Annotated in this window: 17 protein-coding genes; 7 read left to right on the top strand and 10 right to left on the bottom strand. The window is 42.7% G+C overall.

Features of this window, described 5'->3' with window-relative positions:
* Window positions 1–79 precede the first annotated feature (79 nt).
* Entirely contained in the window at window positions 80–853 is a 774-nt protein-coding gene (locus tag V6B33_RS12460; RefSeq protein ID WP_334218074.1) for a DUF1189 domain-containing protein, read from the top strand.
* A gap of 70 nt (window positions 854–923) precedes the next feature.
* On the opposite strand, the gene V6B33_RS12455 is transcribed toward V6B33_RS12460, so the two are convergent.
* Window positions 924–2,129, bottom strand: coding sequence for an MFS transporter (locus V6B33_RS12455; protein WP_334218073.1), 1,206 nt, complete (start codon window positions 2,127–2,129; stop codon window positions 924–926).
* 46 nt (window positions 2,130–2,175) lie between these two features.
* On the opposite strand from V6B33_RS12455, the gene V6B33_RS12450 reads away from it, so the two are divergent.
* A complete protein-coding gene (locus V6B33_RS12450) occupies window positions 2,176–2,541 on the top strand; it encodes a hypothetical protein (RefSeq protein ID WP_334218072.1) in 366 nt (121 codons plus the stop codon).
* A 115-nt stretch (window positions 2,542–2,656) separates the two neighbouring features.
* The gene (gene ispG / locus V6B33_RS12445; RefSeq protein WP_442915522.1) at window positions 2,657–3,769 is read left to right on the top strand and encodes a flavodoxin-dependent (E)-4-hydroxy-3-methylbut-2-enyl-diphosphate synthase; all 1,113 of its coding nucleotides are present in this window, start codon (window positions 2,657–2,659) and stop codon (window positions 3,767–3,769) included.
* Between the two features lie 76 nt (window positions 3,770–3,845).
* Here the strand turns inward: ispG and V6B33_RS12440 are convergent, their stop codons facing one another.
* On the bottom strand, window positions 3,846–4,211 hold the full coding sequence (locus V6B33_RS12440; RefSeq protein WP_334218071.1) for a DUF4190 domain-containing protein: 366 nt from the start codon (window positions 4,209–4,211) through the stop codon (window positions 3,846–3,848).
* Between the two features lie 194 nt (window positions 4,212–4,405).
* Here V6B33_RS12440 and V6B33_RS12435 point away from each other — a divergent pair, with 194 nt between their 5' ends.
* Window positions 4,406–4,978: a hypothetical protein gene (locus tag V6B33_RS12435; protein WP_334218070.1), complete on the top strand. Its 573-nt coding sequence runs from the start codon at window positions 4,406–4,408 to the stop codon at window positions 4,976–4,978.
* A 45-nt stretch (window positions 4,979–5,023) separates the two neighbouring features.
* Here V6B33_RS12435 and V6B33_RS12430 read toward each other — a convergent pair whose 3' ends face one another.
* From V6B33_RS12430 to V6B33_RS12420, 3 genes are read right to left on the bottom strand one after another with little or no spacing between them, the layout of a single operon-like run.
* On the bottom strand, window positions 5,024–5,440 hold the full coding sequence (locus tag V6B33_RS12430; protein WP_334218069.1) for a Fur family transcriptional regulator: 417 nt from the start codon (window positions 5,438–5,440) through the stop codon (window positions 5,024–5,026).
* 3 nt (window positions 5,441–5,443) lie between these two features.
* A complete protein-coding gene (locus tag V6B33_RS12425; protein WP_334218068.1) occupies window positions 5,444–6,301 on the bottom strand; it encodes a metal ABC transporter permease in 858 nt (285 codons plus the stop codon).
* Window positions 6,302–6,316: 15 nt separating this feature from the next.
* Window positions 6,317–7,090 carry a metal ABC transporter ATP-binding protein gene (locus tag V6B33_RS12420; protein WP_334218067.1) on the bottom strand — a complete coding sequence of 258 codons (774 nt, stop codon included), beginning with the start codon at window positions 7,088–7,090 and terminating at the stop codon, window positions 6,317–6,319.
* Window positions 7,091–7,254: 164 nt separating this feature from the next.
* On the opposite strand from V6B33_RS12420, the gene V6B33_RS12415 reads away from it, so the two are divergent.
* Window positions 7,255–7,509 (top strand): DUF2624 domain-containing protein, encoded by a 255-nt coding sequence (locus tag V6B33_RS12415; RefSeq protein WP_334218066.1) that lies wholly within the window; start codon window positions 7,255–7,257, stop codon window positions 7,507–7,509.
* 44 nt (window positions 7,510–7,553) lie between these two features.
* On the opposite strand, the gene V6B33_RS12410 is transcribed toward V6B33_RS12415, so the two are convergent.
* Window positions 7,554–8,447, bottom strand: a complete 894-nt coding sequence (locus tag V6B33_RS12410; RefSeq protein WP_334218065.1) for a deoxyribonuclease IV — start codon at window positions 8,445–8,447, stop codon at window positions 7,554–7,556.
* Between the two features lie 70 nt (window positions 8,448–8,517).
* Window positions 8,518–9,825, bottom strand: coding sequence for a DEAD/DEAH box helicase (locus V6B33_RS12405; protein ID WP_334218064.1), 1,308 nt, complete (start codon window positions 9,823–9,825; stop codon window positions 8,518–8,520).
* A 211-nt stretch (window positions 9,826–10,036) separates the two neighbouring features.
* On the opposite strand from V6B33_RS12405, the gene vrrA reads away from it, so the two are divergent.
* Both vrrA and V6B33_RS12395 read left to right on the top strand, forming a co-directional pair.
* The gene (gene vrrA, locus V6B33_RS12400; RefSeq protein WP_334218063.1) at window positions 10,037–10,780 is read left to right on the top strand and encodes a VrrA/YqfQ family protein; all 744 of its coding nucleotides are present in this window, start codon (window positions 10,037–10,039) and stop codon (window positions 10,778–10,780) included.
* Between the two features lie 158 nt (window positions 10,781–10,938).
* Window positions 10,939–11,889, top strand: coding sequence for a 4-hydroxy-3-methylbut-2-enyl diphosphate reductase (locus tag V6B33_RS12395; protein ID WP_334218062.1), 951 nt, complete (start codon window positions 10,939–10,941; stop codon window positions 11,887–11,889).
* 81 nt (window positions 11,890–11,970) lie between these two features.
* On the opposite strand, the gene V6B33_RS12390 is transcribed toward V6B33_RS12395, so the two are convergent.
* From V6B33_RS12390 to cccA, 3 genes are all read right to left on the bottom strand, one after another.
* Window positions 11,971–13,089 (bottom strand): Nif3-like dinuclear metal center hexameric protein, encoded by a 1,119-nt coding sequence (locus tag V6B33_RS12390; RefSeq protein ID WP_334218061.1) that lies wholly within the window; start codon window positions 13,087–13,089, stop codon window positions 11,971–11,973.
* Complete coding sequence (locus tag V6B33_RS12385; RefSeq protein ID WP_334218060.1) at window positions 13,086–13,799, bottom strand: tRNA (adenine(22)-N(1))-methyltransferase; 714 nt, start codon at window positions 13,797–13,799, stop codon at window positions 13,086–13,088. The genes V6B33_RS12390 and V6B33_RS12385 overlap by 4 nt, the downstream gene beginning before the upstream one ends.
* 117 nt (window positions 13,800–13,916) lie before the next feature.
* On the bottom strand, window positions 13,917–14,291 hold the full coding sequence (cccA, locus tag V6B33_RS12380; RefSeq protein WP_334218059.1) for a cytochrome c550: 375 nt from the start codon (window positions 14,289–14,291) through the stop codon (window positions 13,917–13,919).
* Window positions 14,292–14,375: the final 84 nt, after the last annotated feature.

The following is a 14,375-nucleotide window of genomic DNA, read 5'->3' as shown; positions in this document are numbered from 1 at the left end:
GGTTTGGGTAACTCTTGCCTTTGACTTTGAATCAGGCTTAGAATGAATATGTGGTTACGGAAAGGAGTACATATTCGATATGAACCTGTTTCAACAATTGTATAAGAGTATTTATTCCCCTAAGGATATTGTTACATTCCGTTTTCAGGGTATTGGTAAAACGATTCGTTACGTTTTTCTTCTTGTATTGATCTCCATCTTGCCGACAACTGTACAGTTCATCACTTTTTCCTCCTCTTCTTTACAGTTTGTCAAGGAATCATTAGAGAATGACATTCCATCTTTTTCCATTGAAAACGGTTCCCTTACCTCAGAAGAAAATCAGCCTCTGACAGTCGAAAAGGATGATATGATCATTATATTTGACAGCACGGGTAAAATAGAGGAAGGCGACTTGGAACTTGAGGGGAATACAATCGCTTTTCTGGAAAATCAGTTGGTTGTCATCAATGATGGAAATAGGCAAACCAATTCTTACTCAGCTTTCAGTCAGTTCTCGGTTACGGATGAAATGATAATTGATGTGATTGACTCGATCCTTTCTTTGAAATGGATTCTGCTTCCTGCCGCCCTGCTCATTCTTTATCTTTTCGCTTCAGGGCTGATGTTTTTGAAAGTGTCCATTTTCGCAATGATCGGAGTGTTGATTGCAAATCTCATCAAGCGAAATATGAAATATCGGCAAAGCTTTCGGGTAGCTGCTTATTCAGCAACCGTTTCTACACTCTTTTTTACCCTGATGAAGGTATTACAAACGTCGATTGCCGCTGCTCCATTATTGGACTGGTTCGTGATGACGGTGATCATGTATCTGGTCATTAAAGAAATACCGCGGCCAAAGAGTAATGCTTAATCTAACCCCTTGTTAAGAGGGCGATTTCCCCGGGCACTATAGTTCAAGCGGTGACTGAAACATACAAGTCTCAATTCAAGCGGAGATTTTGTATGTTTCCTTTTTTTCGATAAGCAACCAGGACGTATAGAAGAATGTTTATCATGGAAAAAAGAAATGAGATGAAATACATCTTAAGCACATCTTCTTTCCACACCGAATAAGCAATGGGACCCATCGCCACCCCAAGAAATCTCGCAGCTCCATACATGCTTACGACAAACCCTCTCTCTCCTTCATCCACGCTTCCTGTAATAAAGGTATTGAGTACAGGCAGAATCAAGCCTAATCCTCCGAAGCAAATTGTTATCCAGAACAGCAGGGATGCCAATGAATGAAAGAAAAGCAATGCTCCCAGCGGTACAGTCATCAGAGCGATTCCCCATTTCATATAACACCAGCCTTTCCCTTCATCGTCCTTAACCGATCGGGCACACCAAGTGGAAGCAATCGTCATGGCACCAAGAGGAAAAATAAAAGAAAACCCTTTAAAAAACCCATCAATATGAAAAGTATTTTCAATATGGTAGGAAAGAAAGAACAGGATGCCGAATAATAGAAATAAACCGATTCCTCCGATTAAATAAAGAGGGAGCAGCAATAAACTTTTAGCTGCAAAAACATCAGCAAGATCTCCTGCATATTTCCATAATCGATAATCACGTTTCCCATCCTGCTTCCCGTTAATGTTCTTCTTTAACCCAAAGAGAATGACAACACATAACAAAGGAAATATCCAAAATGCGTGATTCCAACTCAGGAAAATGGTTAATCCTGCACCGATGATCGGTGCAGCAACCTTGCCTATTCCATTGAATACTTCCAGCGAACCCAATACTTTCGTACGCTCTTCACCCTTGAACAAATCACCTGCCAAAGCCATTGCAAGTGGTGTCGTACCGGCGGCACCAACACCCTGCAGACCTCTCCCTCCCATGAAGAGGAAGGCTGGATTCTCCAACCAGGCACTTATAACACATAACACACTTCCTGTCAGGATGATCCACAGAGAATATTGAATCAGCATATTGCGTCCGAATCTGTCCGATAGGAACCCTATGAAGGGAATACAGACAGCTGCAGGGACGGTAAATGAACTTAAAATCCAACCGGACCAACTCTCATCGATCTTCAGTCCTTCTTCTATACTCGGCAAAATGGGAATCAGCATGGAATTACCCAAAACCATAAGAATCGGGAGCAGGCCGAGCACTCCCATCATTTTTTTATTGGTCATCTCTCTTGACTCCTTTTTCAATACAATCTTTTAGGAGGATTCATGTATGAAACGGATGTTCATTTTCTTCGGTATTATCATTCTTCTGTACAGCGTCTATTATGATTTGGATAAGGGCACCTTAAACCTGGCAGCGGAAAACAGTGTGAACGTGACCGCACAGCCCCAGGAAGAAAAAAAGGAAACCGTCGATACTGTCAATTTACCCGCTGCTTCAGATCCTTCCCTTTCTTATATTGAGATAAAAATCGAACCTGGGGATACGGTTTTAAGTCTCGTAGAAGACTCTGTACAGGGAAAGCTTCCGGTATCCATCGAGCAGGTTGTCTCAGACTTTGAAGAATTAAACAAAGTGGCGGCAGGCAAGATTCAAATCGGAAGAACCTATAAAATTCCGCACTATGCAGACTGACTTCCATTCGATCTGCATACCTAATTCTTGTCATTTCATACAAAACACTGTTACAATTGCATCGTATTACTTATAATGTATAGTTGAAGAACCTTTTTAAAGGAGCGAATTACACTTGAGTGAAATCATACATCGTTCAAAAACACGTCCGGTAAAAGTCGGGGATTTAACGATTGGCGGAAACAATGAATTAATTATACAAAGCATGACGACAACAAAGACTCATGACGTTGAAGCGACAGTCAAGGAGATTCACCGTCTTGAAGAAGCGGGTTGTCAGGTGGTACGTGTTGCATGTCCGGATGAACGGGCAGCGAACGCGATCGCTGATATTAAGAAACAAATCAATATCCCGCTGGTCGTGGATATCCATTTCGATTATAAGCTTGCCCTGAAAGCAATCGAAGGAGGAGCGGATAAAATCAGGATCAACCCTGGTAATATCGGCCGCCGCGAAAAAGTGGAAGCTGTCGTGAAGGCAGCGAAGGAAAAAGGCATCCCAATCCGTATCGGGGTCAATGCCGGAAGCCTTGAAAGAAAGATCATTGAAAAATACGGGTATCCGACAGCAGATGGCATGGTTGAGAGTGCCCTGCATCATATCAAGATCCTGGAAGATCTGGATTTCCACGATATCATCGTTTCGATGAAAGCATCCGATGTCAACTTAGCGATCGAAGCGTATACCAAAGCAGCAAAAGCCTTTGATTATCCTTTGCACCTCGGAATTACAGAATCCGGTACATTATTCGCCGGTACGGTGAAAAGTGCTGCCGGTCTCGGCGCCATCATGAGCCTTGGCATCGGTAATACTTTAAGGATTTCTTTAAGTGCCGACCCTGTAGAAGAAGTAAAAGTCGCAAGGGAATTATTGAAATCATTCGGCCTTGCATCCAATGCAGCCACCTTGATTTCATGTCCGACATGCGGACGCATTGAGATTGACCTGATTTCAATCGCAAATGAAGTGGAAGAGTATATTCAAACCATTAAAGCACCGATCAAGGTAGCGGTACTCGGGTGTGCGGTAAACGGTCCCGGTGAAGCCCGCGAAGCGGATATCGGCATCGCAGGCGCACGCGGAGAAGGTCTCCTTTTCCGCAAAGGAAAAACCGTCCGTAAAGTCCCGGAAGAAACAATGGTCGAGGAACTAAAGAAAGAAATCGACAAGATTGCACAGGAATACTATGATAAGCAGGAAGCAGAAAAGAAAGAAACACAGGTTTAAAGCAAAGAGGACTGATTGCTCAGTCCTCTTTTTTACTTTTTTAAAACGCTCCCCATTTTAAAAAAGTGATCACTTATTAAAAGAAGGGCAATACGAATAACCCTATGATAATCGATACTGCTCCAATTCCTATAGCCCATGCTCCAAGTGTTTCTGCTCCGCGCCTTCTGGCAACGAATCCAAGGACGATCCCGGCCGCTCCCATGATGACCGGAAGAATGAACAAGGAAAGAATCGACAGTGCAAGTGCGGAGTATCCCAGCACCCGGCCTGAAGTTGTCTTTTCCTCTTCTGTATCATCTTCAAAATCGCGGCTAATATTAACTGGTGCTGCGATTTCAGCAGCTGTTTCTTCACTGAAAGCATTTTCTCTATCCACAATATCCGGATTGTCGTAATATACGTCGATCTCTTCTCGATCTCGATGTCGTTCATCAGCCATACAGCAATCCCTCACTTTCGATGTTTGGGAGCATTCTTATTGTTTGTAAAGGGATTGATTTTACTATGCTAATGTTTGTCATTTCTGTTAGCATGTTCTTTGTTCTTACCAATTCAGCACGAAACAATGCCTTATGAGATAAGCTGTAATATGATACACTTGAATAAGTTTGTATAAGAGGAGCATGATAGCGCATGAAACGTTTTGGAATTGACATTGACGGAACGGTTACGTCCCCGGAATCTTTACTGCCGCATATAAATGACTATTTTAAATTGAATCTGACTTTAACTGATATTACACAGTATGAATTGACAGAAGTGCTTGATATTTCGCCTCAGACCTTCGGCGCATGGTTCAAAGAGGCAGAACCGCATATATACAAAGAATCCCCGCTCGCTTCAGGGGCGAAAAAAATTCTTGACGATTGGAAAGAACATCATGAACTTTATTTCATCAGCGCCCGTCCATCCGAACTTCTTCAGTTGACGAAAGAATGGTTCGATATGCGAGATCTTATGTATCATCACATTGAATTAATCGGCTCCCACAATAAAATTTCGACCGCAAAGAAATATGAAGTGGATATCTTTTTTGAAGACAAGCATGATAATGCAGTGATGATAAACGAAGAATTGAATATCCCCGTCGTATTGTTTAATACCCCTTATAATCAGAGTGCCATTCCTGAAGGTGTTATCCGGGTGAATGACTGGAATGAAGCCAGCCGCTGGGTTCAGAACTGGCTGCATAGTGATGGATCATGATAAAAGCCTTGGACAAAATTGTCCAAGGCTTTTTATGCGGCTGTTTCACTGACATTGAGGACACTTGCCGTAAATTTCAAATTTATGTCCTGAAATATCATAACCTGTTTGGTCGATGCTGTCTTTAAGGGCATCCATCGGGCATGTATGGATTTCTTCCGTTTTTCCGCAATCCATACAGATGAAATGATGGTGATGGTGATCACTTTCACAAGTAAAACGGAAATGTCTCTCCCCTGACAGCTCTGTCTCTTCAAGTATACCGAGCTCTACGAATAAGCTGAGGTTTCGGTATATCGTGTCAAAACTCAAGCCGGGATAGTCGCTTTTCATATGTTCGAGTACATCTTTAGCCGTCAGATATTTATTGGAAATAGAAAACAGCTGAAGTAATTCCTCTCTCTTCCCCGTATGCTTATATCCTTCCGATTTCAATAGATCCATTGCTTGGGATACATTCATTTTTTACACCTCTGCTTTTTGGGCATGTTTTGAAGAACTAATCTTTTTCATAACAATCGTGATCAATAATATGAGAATGGCCGTGACCACAATGGTCCCTCCAGGGGCCAGATCCAGATAAAATGCACTGACCAGTCCTGCGATCACAGATATCTCCCCAAATAGTAAAGAATAAAGAATCGTCTGTTTAAATCCTCTGGCAATCCTTATGCTCGCGGCAACAGGAAGGGTCATGAGCGAAGATACCAGGAGGATTCCAACGATGCGCATGGATGCTGCGATGACTAAAGCCACCATCACCATGAAGATGAAATGAATCGCTCTGGCCGGGATACCTGATGCTTTTGCGTGATCTTCATCAAATGACAGAAGGAATAATTCCTTATAAAGTAAAAAGATCATTCCAATCACCACGATACTGATGGCAGCGATCAAGTAAAGATCTCCCCTCGTAACCGCACTGACGCTTCCAAATAAGTAGCTGAACAGATCTGTTGTAAAACCATCTGCGAGTGAAATGAAGATGACGCCGATTCCGATACCTCCGGACAGTATGATCGGAATGGCAAGCTCCTGATAATGTTTGTAGAGCATCCTGAGCCGCTCGATGAACAAAGACCCCGTAACGGAAAAAATCATTCCGAAATACAACGGATTCAATCCCTGCAGCGAAGGGACGGTTTTACTCAAGTATAAACTGGCTGCAATCCCTGATAACGTTACATGACTGAGAGCATCCGCGATGAGAGAAAGCCTTCTGACCACGATGAATGCACCTAACAGAGGAGCGATTATTCCAATAAGGATCCCTGTAAGAAAAGCATTTTGTAAAAATTCATATTGTAAAATAGCCTGGATCACCTGCTTTTCCCCCTATCAGTGATGATCATGTTCATGATTTAAAAAGTGGACATCATGACCATAAAATGATGACTTCTCACTCTCTTTAAGTTTTTCGAACTCTTCTGTGTTACCGTGAAAATGAAGATGTTTATTCAAACAGGCAACATGTGTGACCTTACTGGATATGGATCCGATATCATGTGTAACCAATAATAACGTAATGCCCAGATCCTTGTTTAAATGATCAAGCATGCCATAAAATGTTTGAACGTTTTTACTGTCTACACCGACAGTCGGTTCATCCAAAATCAACACATCCGGCTTGCTGACAAGAGCCCTGGCAATGAATACCCTTTGTTGCTGTCCCCCGGATAATTCGCCGATATTCCTGCCGGCAAAAGGGGCCATCCCCACCGATTCGATGGCTTCCTGTATATCTTTCCTGTATTTCACAGAAATCCTCTTGAACATCCCTGCTTTCTTTGCCAATCCGCTGGCTACCACTTCATACACGGTAGCAGGAAAACCGGTATTGAAGCTGTTTGCCTTTTGCGAAACAAATCCGATCCGGTCCCATTGCCTGAATTTTTGCTGTGGGGTTCCAAACAGTTCGATTTCTCCCTGCTTTGCCTTCAATAATCCCAGCATCAGCTTTAATAAAGTCGATTTTCCTGAACCGTTTGGGCCGACGATCCCCAAAAAAGATCCCTGGGGTATGGAAAGGTTAATATCCTCGAGAACCCTTTCCCGGTCGTACCTGAAATTCAGATTTTTTATTTTTATTATAGGAGCATGACTTTGTTCCATAGTTCTCAACTCTCTTTATAAGAATCATTACGATTTAAAGCACATAGGAAAGTATACATGATGGGGTTGAACTTGTAAACTAATGCTTATTTCTAATATTCACTATAAAAAACTGTCACTTTCTTAACCGAAGGAACATATGTATTTCCTGAGGAGTGATATAGATGAAATTACTGCAAAATGTGATTAATCACAAGATCAATACTATCAACCGTTCAGAACTGCTTAAGTATGCCAGTCAATACAATATTTCGTTAACCGCTAAGCAGGCAGATGCGATTGTCGGAAGCGTCAAAGGTAAAAACATCAATATTTTTGATGATCAAAGCCGTAGTAAACTTGTGAAAGAGCTGGCTAAATCGATCGGTCCAACCAAAGCAAAAGAAATAAATCAGCTTTTCCTGCAGCTGATCAGATAGATGAAAAGAGGCTGGTCCCTTTAGACAGAGATCAGCCTCAATGCTTATTGATTCCGGATTTTGGTTAACACATCTTCTTCGAATTGTTGATTGCGAAGCATTTCGATTTCAAATTTATATGGAGCCTTCTTATCCTTCTTATCTTCACCTACATATGGTGTTTCAAGAATCTTTGGTATGTCGGCAAGCTGTGGATGATGCACGATATGATTCAATGCCTTGAATCCGATATGACCGAATCCAAGATTTTCGTGACGATCCTTCCTTGCCCCTGTTGGATTCTTGCTGTCGTTGATGTGAAGGACTTTAAGACGGTCGATTCCAATGACCTTGTCAAATTCTTCGAGCACCCCGTCGAAATCTTCGACGATATTATATCCAGCATCATGCGTATGACAAGTATCAAAACAAATGGATAGTCTGTCATTCAATTCGACCCCTTCGATGATCCTGGCCAGTTCCTCGAATGATCTTCCACATTCAGATCCCTTTCCTGCCATTGTTTCCAGGGCGATCTGGGCAGTGTGATCCTTGGTCAATACTTCATTAAGACCTTCTATGATCTTGTCGATTCCTTTATCTGCCCCTGCACCAACGTGAGCACCAGGATGGAGGACAATCTGCTTTGCCCCCAATGCTTCTGTACGCTCAATCTCTGACCTGAGAAAGTTCACACCCAACTCAAATGTTGCAGGATTCGTCGTATTCCCGATATTGATAATATACGGTGCATGAACAATGATGTCCTCGATTTGATGTTCCTTCATATGCTGCATGCCGGCTTCTATGTTTAAGTCCTCAATTTTCTTTCTTCTTGTGTTTTGAGGTGCACCTGTATAAATCATGAAGGTATTTGCACCATATGAAACAGCTTCTTCACTGGAAGCCAGCAGCATCTTTTTGCCGCTCATTGAAACGTGGGATCCAATCTTGACCATTCTCCTCAACTCCTAAGAAAATCTCTACTTCATTTTATCGAATGTGTGAAAATGAATCACGTCATAAGGCTTACTTGTTTCTGTTTTTCTTTCTTCTTTCTTTCTTTTTGATTTGCTCCATTTTGTATTTCATTTTCTTTTTATAGCCAGGCTTTACACTTTTAGGTTTTCGAACCAGCGATTTAGCTTTTTCATCGATTTCGCTGCCTGTCGCTTTTTGACGGGACTTACGCTTGTTCAAAGCTGGAAGTTCGATCCATTCACCTTTTTTCAGTTCCATATGTTTGAAAGAGATCCCCATCTTTTCAAGATGATTCAATGCATCCTCGTCTGACGGCTCATAAAGCGTATAGGCGATACCCGAGTTCCCGGCTCTTGCAGTACGACCCGCTCTGTGTACATAGAAATCAAGATCCTGGGGGAGCTCATAGTTGATGATATGGCTGACCCCTTCAATATCAATCCCTCTGGCTGCCAAATCCGTAGCGACAATGTATTGATAATCGAGGTTTCTGGTCTGTTTCATCATTTTTTTACGCTCACGCGGTGAAAGGTCTCCGTGAATTCTTCCTACTTTCAAACCCTTTGAAATCAATGCATTCGCAACTTCATCCGCTTTTGCTTTCGTGTTGGTGAAAACGATAGCCAGATAAGGGTTTATTTCCACTAATAGATCATAAAGCACATTCACTTTTTCACGGCTTTTCTTCGGGATGATGACATGTTCAATATTTTTAGCTGAAATCCTCTCCGGTTCAACATGGGCAAATTGTGGATTATCCATATATTTTTTCATGAAAGGTTTAAGCTTTTCCGGAATCGTTGCCGAGAAAACAAGTATTTGCAATTTCTCCGGCATTTTTGCTGCTATTTGATCTACATCTTCGATAAATCCCATGTCAAGCATGAGATCTGCTTCATCGACTACCAGAATCGGTGCAGTATGAACAAATAACGCTTGCTCCTTCACTAGATCATTGATGCGTCCTGGCGTCCCCACTACGATATGAGGTTGTGTCTTAAGCTTTTCGATTGTTCTTTGTTTATCGGTACCTCCGATAAAGCAGCGGGAAACAATGTCACTGTTTTTGGTGATTTTCAGGATTTCATGATAAATCTGCTGAGCAAGTTCCCTCGTCGGTGCGGTGATGACTGCTTGAACTTGTTCTGACGCCGCATCCACCTTTTCAATGATCGGAAGTAAATATGAATGGGTCTTACCCGTACCGGTCTGTGATTGTCCAATCGCGCTTTGCCCCTTAAGGATAAGCGGGATCATCTTCTTCTGGATTTCAGTTGGTTCAAAGAAACCCAATTCTTCTATCGCCCCGGCAATGAATGGTTGAAATTCATAGCCAAGAAATAAATTCTTTTTCATCTGTTTCATCTCCTTATTTTTCATATCCTTTTATTTAAACGAAAGTAGTCGGCGTTATTTTTAAAGAACATCTAATCATTATAATAAACTTTTCATAAAACTTCTAGTTACACTTATAGGGATATGCGCGATATTGTTACAATCCCCTTTTTTCGGGTAGTTGCATACGCTATATAGACCAGAATACCAGAAGCGAAAGGAGGCGGGCAGCATGCCGCCCAGAGGACGAATGAGAATGCAGAATCACCACCAGGGCAATCCTTTTGGAATGATGCCTCAACAAGGAAGAAGGAGCCCATTTGGGATGAGGCAGCCAAATGAGATGAGAAACCCATTCGGAATGAGATCACAGACTCCCTCCCCGTTTCAATTCGGACAGCAGATGAACGTTGGACCGCAAAGCCCTCCACCCTTGAATATACAGGGAATGAACGGGGGCAGGAGAAAAGGACGCGGAGGCGGCCTCCTTGCCAAGTTATTAAAAAAAGGGGATGGCGGCAATCAGCAGGGTGGACTTCTTCAACAATTCAGCAGGGACAATTCAGCAGGTGCAGCAGCTGGATTCGAACGTGGACCGGCTGCTGCCGCTGGAGCCTCTTCCATAGGAAACCTGCTTAATCCGGGCACGATCAGTTCTTTCCTTTCAAATACACAGCAAGTCCTGAACGCAGCACAGCAATTCGGACCGATGGTACAACAATATGGGCCAATGGTAAAGAATCTCCCTGCATTATGGAAGCTTTACCGGGGCTTCAAGGACATTTCGGCTGACGGATCCCCTTCAGAAGAAAAAAAGGATGAAAGTGACGTTAAGCAGGATGATCTAGATGAAATAGACGAAAAGGTGAAAGTGAAAAAAAAGAAAGCAAAGAAAAAATTGAAGGTTGATGAAAACGTGCAAGCCCCCGGGAAAAAGAGTCCTGAAGGCAGCTCGCATCCTAAATTATATATTTGAACCCCAACCCCTGAATGAAACGCTTCCCGGGGTTTTTCTTTTGATATCCTGCAGTACGACAACTAAATCAACCTGTTCCTCCCCTACTCTTTGTCAGATACCACTTTCTCCTTTATAATGAAGACACAACCTTTTCTCATGTAGGAGGATTTTCATAGATGGATATAATTAAGATAACTCCGAGGGGCTATTGTTATGGAGTCGTGGATGCGATGGTCATCGCAAGAAACGCTGCACTCGACAAGTCGCTTCCTCGTCCGATTTATATTTTGGGAATGATCGTGCATAACAAACACGTCACAGACGCATTCGAAGAAGAAGGCATCATCACGCTGGACGGAAAAAACAGAAAAGAGATCATCGAGCAAGTAAATGAAGGAACAGTCATCTTTACCGCTCACGGTGTCTCACCTGAAGTGAAAGAAATCGCCAGGAAAAAAGGACTTGTCACACTTGATGCAACCTGTCCTGATGTAACAAAGACACATGACCTTATCCGCGCTAAGGAAGCCGAAGGATACGATGTCATCTACATCGGTAAAAAAGGACACCCGGAGCCCGAAGGCGCAGTGGGTGTCGCGCCAGATATCGTTCATCTTGTGGAAACTGCGGAAGATGTAGAAAAACTGTCCATCGAAAACGAAAAGATCATCGTAACGAACCAGACGACAATGAGTCAATGGGATGTTCTTGACACGATGGATAAAGTTAAAGAAATGTTTCCTCATGTTGAACTGCACAAGGAAATATGTCTTGCCACTCAAGTGCGTCAGGAAGCAGTGGCTGAGCAGGCAGGCGATGCAGATGTCCTGATCGTTGTAGGAGATCCCAAGAGTAATAACTCAAACCGGCTTGCGCAAGTCTCCAAGGAAATTGCAGGAACCCCTGCATACCGAATTTCAGACATAAGCGAGCTGGATGTGGAATGGATTAAATCAGCAAAGGTAGTTGCAGTCACAGCAGGTGCTTCCACTCCGACTCCGATCGTCAAGGAAGTCATTAAATTTTTACAGGACTTCGACTCGAATGATGATGCGACATGGACAAGAGAAAAAAGTGTTCCATTAAATAAAATACTTCCGAAAGTGAAGAAGTCTAAACTAAGTTAGACCTTAATCCCCCGGGGCTGTACCCCGGGGGATTTTCATTTCAAAAAAAATCCTCCATAAAGGAGGACTGATTTCACTGGTTTACATATAGGTAAAAGGATTGGTTTCGGATTCAGATGCGAAGATCTTTACGCTGTATCCTTTTTCCGCACATTTATCTGCCAGATAATTTGCTACACCGGCTTTCATCACTTTCTCTATATGATGGCCGGCATCGACAATATTCAATCCCATCATCATCGCATCATGTGCAGTATGATAGTAAATGTCACCAGAGACAAACGCATCTGCACCCTGTCTCTTGGCTGCAGAAATAAACTTGTTCCCATCTCCGCCGAGTATTGCCACTTTCCTGACTTTGGCATCCATGTCACCGATGACCCGGATTCCGTCCATCCCGAATGTTTCTTTCACCGTTTCAGCAAAATCTTTCAGAGAGACTTCCTCCCGAAGCTTACCGATTCTCCCCAATCCCAAAGTTTCTCCCTGGTTTTCAAGAGAATACATGTCATAGGCCACTTCTTCATAAGGATGATGAGTAAACATGGCCTTCAGGATTTTTTTCTCGAGTGACATGGGATAGATGGTCTCGATCTTTTCTTCTGACACTTCTTCCAACGTCCCCTTCTCGCCGATATGGGGAGCCGACTTATCACCGGGTAAAAATCTGCCCTTACCATCTGAGGAGAAGCTGCAGTTAGAGTAATTACCGATATGTCCTGCCCCTGCTTTACCCAATGCGTGCCTGAGCTCTTCACCGTTTTCTTTCGGTACATAAACAACAAGCTTTCTCAGCTGTTCCGTGCGGGTAGGGACTAACACAGAAGTATCCAGGAGCTCCAGCGCTTCAGCCAGAAGATCATTCACCCCTCCATCAGCAACGTCAAGGTTGGTATGGGCAGCATAAACCGCAATGTCATTCTTAATCAGTTTTTCGATCATTCTTCCCTGATAGGTGTCGGTATGGAGTGATTTAAGCGGCCTGAAAAGTGGAGGATGGTGAGCAATGATCAACTTAACGTTGTTTTCTACCGCTTCATCCACCACATTTTCCAATACATCCAATGTAATCATTACCTTTTCCACTTTTCCATTCAGTTTTCCTATTTGCAAACCGATGGGATCCCCCTCTTCAGCAAGGTGTTTAGGAGAGAACTCTTCAAAGAGTTGAATGATTTCATGTCCGTTTACCGTTTTCAATTGGAAAGAACCTCCTCTACCATTTGAATTTTATTCATTAATTCAACTTTACGTTCATTCAAAACTCCTGTTTGTTCCGCTTTTTCCATATTAGACAGGATCTTTTTCCATTGTGCACGTTCCTGCATCCATTTTTTTTGGAATGCTTCATTCTTCTGCTGCATTAAAAATGGACCGAGTAATAACCCTTTTTGATGTCCTTCTTCATGATATGGACGGAGAGGCTCCCCTCTGTCAGCTGTCAAAATTTCATACACTTTACCGTCTTCTTCAATGATTTCTTCGTTTGTCAGTTCCCAGTTATTTTGAATGAGCCAAATCCGGATAGACTTTGCACTTACATTAGGTTGAAGGATCAGCCTTTCCACTCCCTCCAACTTCTCTTTCCCATCTTCCAAAATCGATGCAATCAATGCACCGCCCATCCCGGCTATAATAATGCAGTCCACCTCCCCAGGAGAGATGACCTCAAGCCCATTACCAAGCCTGACCTCGATTTTATCTTCCAGGGAAGCGTCTTTCACCTGTTTCTCGGCAGATAGGAACGGACCTTGCACCACTTCCCCTGCAATCGCACTATCAGCAATTCCTTTCCTTACCGCAAAACACGGTAAATAGGCATGATCGGAACCTATGTCTGCTATTTTTGAACCTGTTGGAATATACGAAACGACTGTTTCTAAACGTTTGGATAATTGCTCAATATTCATGACTTCACCTTTTTAGTTGATTTAATACTTAGCATGTACGTTTTTCATTCTATCTGAACTTAAACAATAAAAAAAGTCCTTTGCCCATTGGACAAAGAACCTTTTTAAGCGTATACATTATTTAAGTGATTTGATCCATTCAGCCATTGCATCGAGATTTTTGTCTTCAATCAGACCTGCAGGCATCGGTGACTTACCATTTTTAATGATTTCTTTGATTTCGTCGACAGATTTGTCCGTGCCTTTCAGGGCTGGTCCCATGCCACCTTCATAGTTCCCGCCGTGACAAGATAGACAGTTGTCTTTGTATGCTTGTTCCGGATCGAACTCACCGCTTGAAGCCTGTTCGCCTTCCCCGCCTGCTTTTTCACCGTGTTCCGCTTCTTTCGATTTTTCATCAGCATTGTTAAGGCCCTCTAAAGACATGAAGAATACAAGGCCGATCCCCATAGCCATGATCAGAATGAATGGAATAATTGGATTACGATTCATGATTTAACCTCCTTTATGTACAACTTCCAAATTAGTGCTATTAAACACTATATATTTTACTTTAAAAAACGACAAAGGAAAAGT

The sequence above is a fragment of the Mangrovibacillus sp. Mu-81 genome (assembly GCF_036867415.1).
GTDB lineage: Bacteria > Bacillota > Bacilli > Bacillales > Bacillaceae_B > Rossellomorea.
This window is presented reverse-complemented; position numbering and strand designations above follow the sequence as displayed.

What these genes read in the sequence shown, in the direction of transcription:
- V6B33_RS12440 (WP_334218071.1), bottom strand. Translation starts at nt 4,211, where the DNA reads ATGGCTGATGAACGACATCGAGATCGAGAAGAGATCGACGTATATTAC.
- V6B33_RS12460 (WP_334218074.1), top strand. Translation starts at nt 80, where the DNA reads ATGAACCTGTTTCAACAATTGTATAAGAGTATTTATTCCCCTAAGGAT.
- V6B33_RS12430 (WP_334218069.1), bottom strand. Translation starts at nt 5,440, where the DNA reads ATGAATGTATCCCAAGCAATGGATCTATTGAAATCGGAAGGATATAAG.
- vrrA (WP_334218063.1), top strand. Translation starts at nt 10,037, where the DNA reads ATGCCGCCCAGAGGACGAATGAGAATGCAGAATCACCACCAGGGCAAT.
- V6B33_RS12405 (WP_334218064.1), bottom strand. Translation starts at nt 9,825, where the DNA reads ATGAAAAAGAATTTATTTCTTGGCTATGAATTTCAACCATTCATTGCC.
- V6B33_RS12385 (WP_334218060.1), bottom strand. Translation starts at nt 13,799, where the DNA reads ATGAATATTGAGCAATTATCCAAACGTTTAGAAACAGTCGTTTCGTAT.
- V6B33_RS12420 (WP_334218067.1), bottom strand. Translation starts at nt 7,090, where the DNA reads ATGGAACAAAGTCATGCTCCTATAATAAAAATAAAAAATCTGAATTTC.
- V6B33_RS12450 (WP_334218072.1), top strand. Translation starts at nt 2,176, where the DNA reads ATGAAACGGATGTTCATTTTCTTCGGTATTATCATTCTTCTGTACAGC.
- V6B33_RS12410 (WP_334218065.1), bottom strand. Translation starts at nt 8,447, where the DNA reads ATGGTCAAGATTGGATCCCACGTTTCAATGAGCGGCAAAAAGATGCTG.
- V6B33_RS12395 (WP_334218062.1), top strand. Translation starts at nt 10,939, where the DNA reads ATGGATATAATTAAGATAACTCCGAGGGGCTATTGTTATGGAGTCGTG.
- V6B33_RS12455 (WP_334218073.1), bottom strand. Translation starts at nt 2,129, where the DNA reads ATGACCAATAAAAAAATGATGGGAGTGCTCGGCCTGCTCCCGATTCTT.
- cccA (WP_334218059.1), bottom strand. Translation starts at nt 14,291, where the DNA reads ATGAATCGTAATCCAATTATTCCATTCATTCTGATCATGGCTATGGGG.
- V6B33_RS12415 (WP_334218066.1), top strand. Translation starts at nt 7,255, where the DNA reads ATGAAATTACTGCAAAATGTGATTAATCACAAGATCAATACTATCAAC.
- V6B33_RS12435 (WP_334218070.1), top strand. Translation starts at nt 4,406, where the DNA reads ATGAAACGTTTTGGAATTGACATTGACGGAACGGTTACGTCCCCGGAA.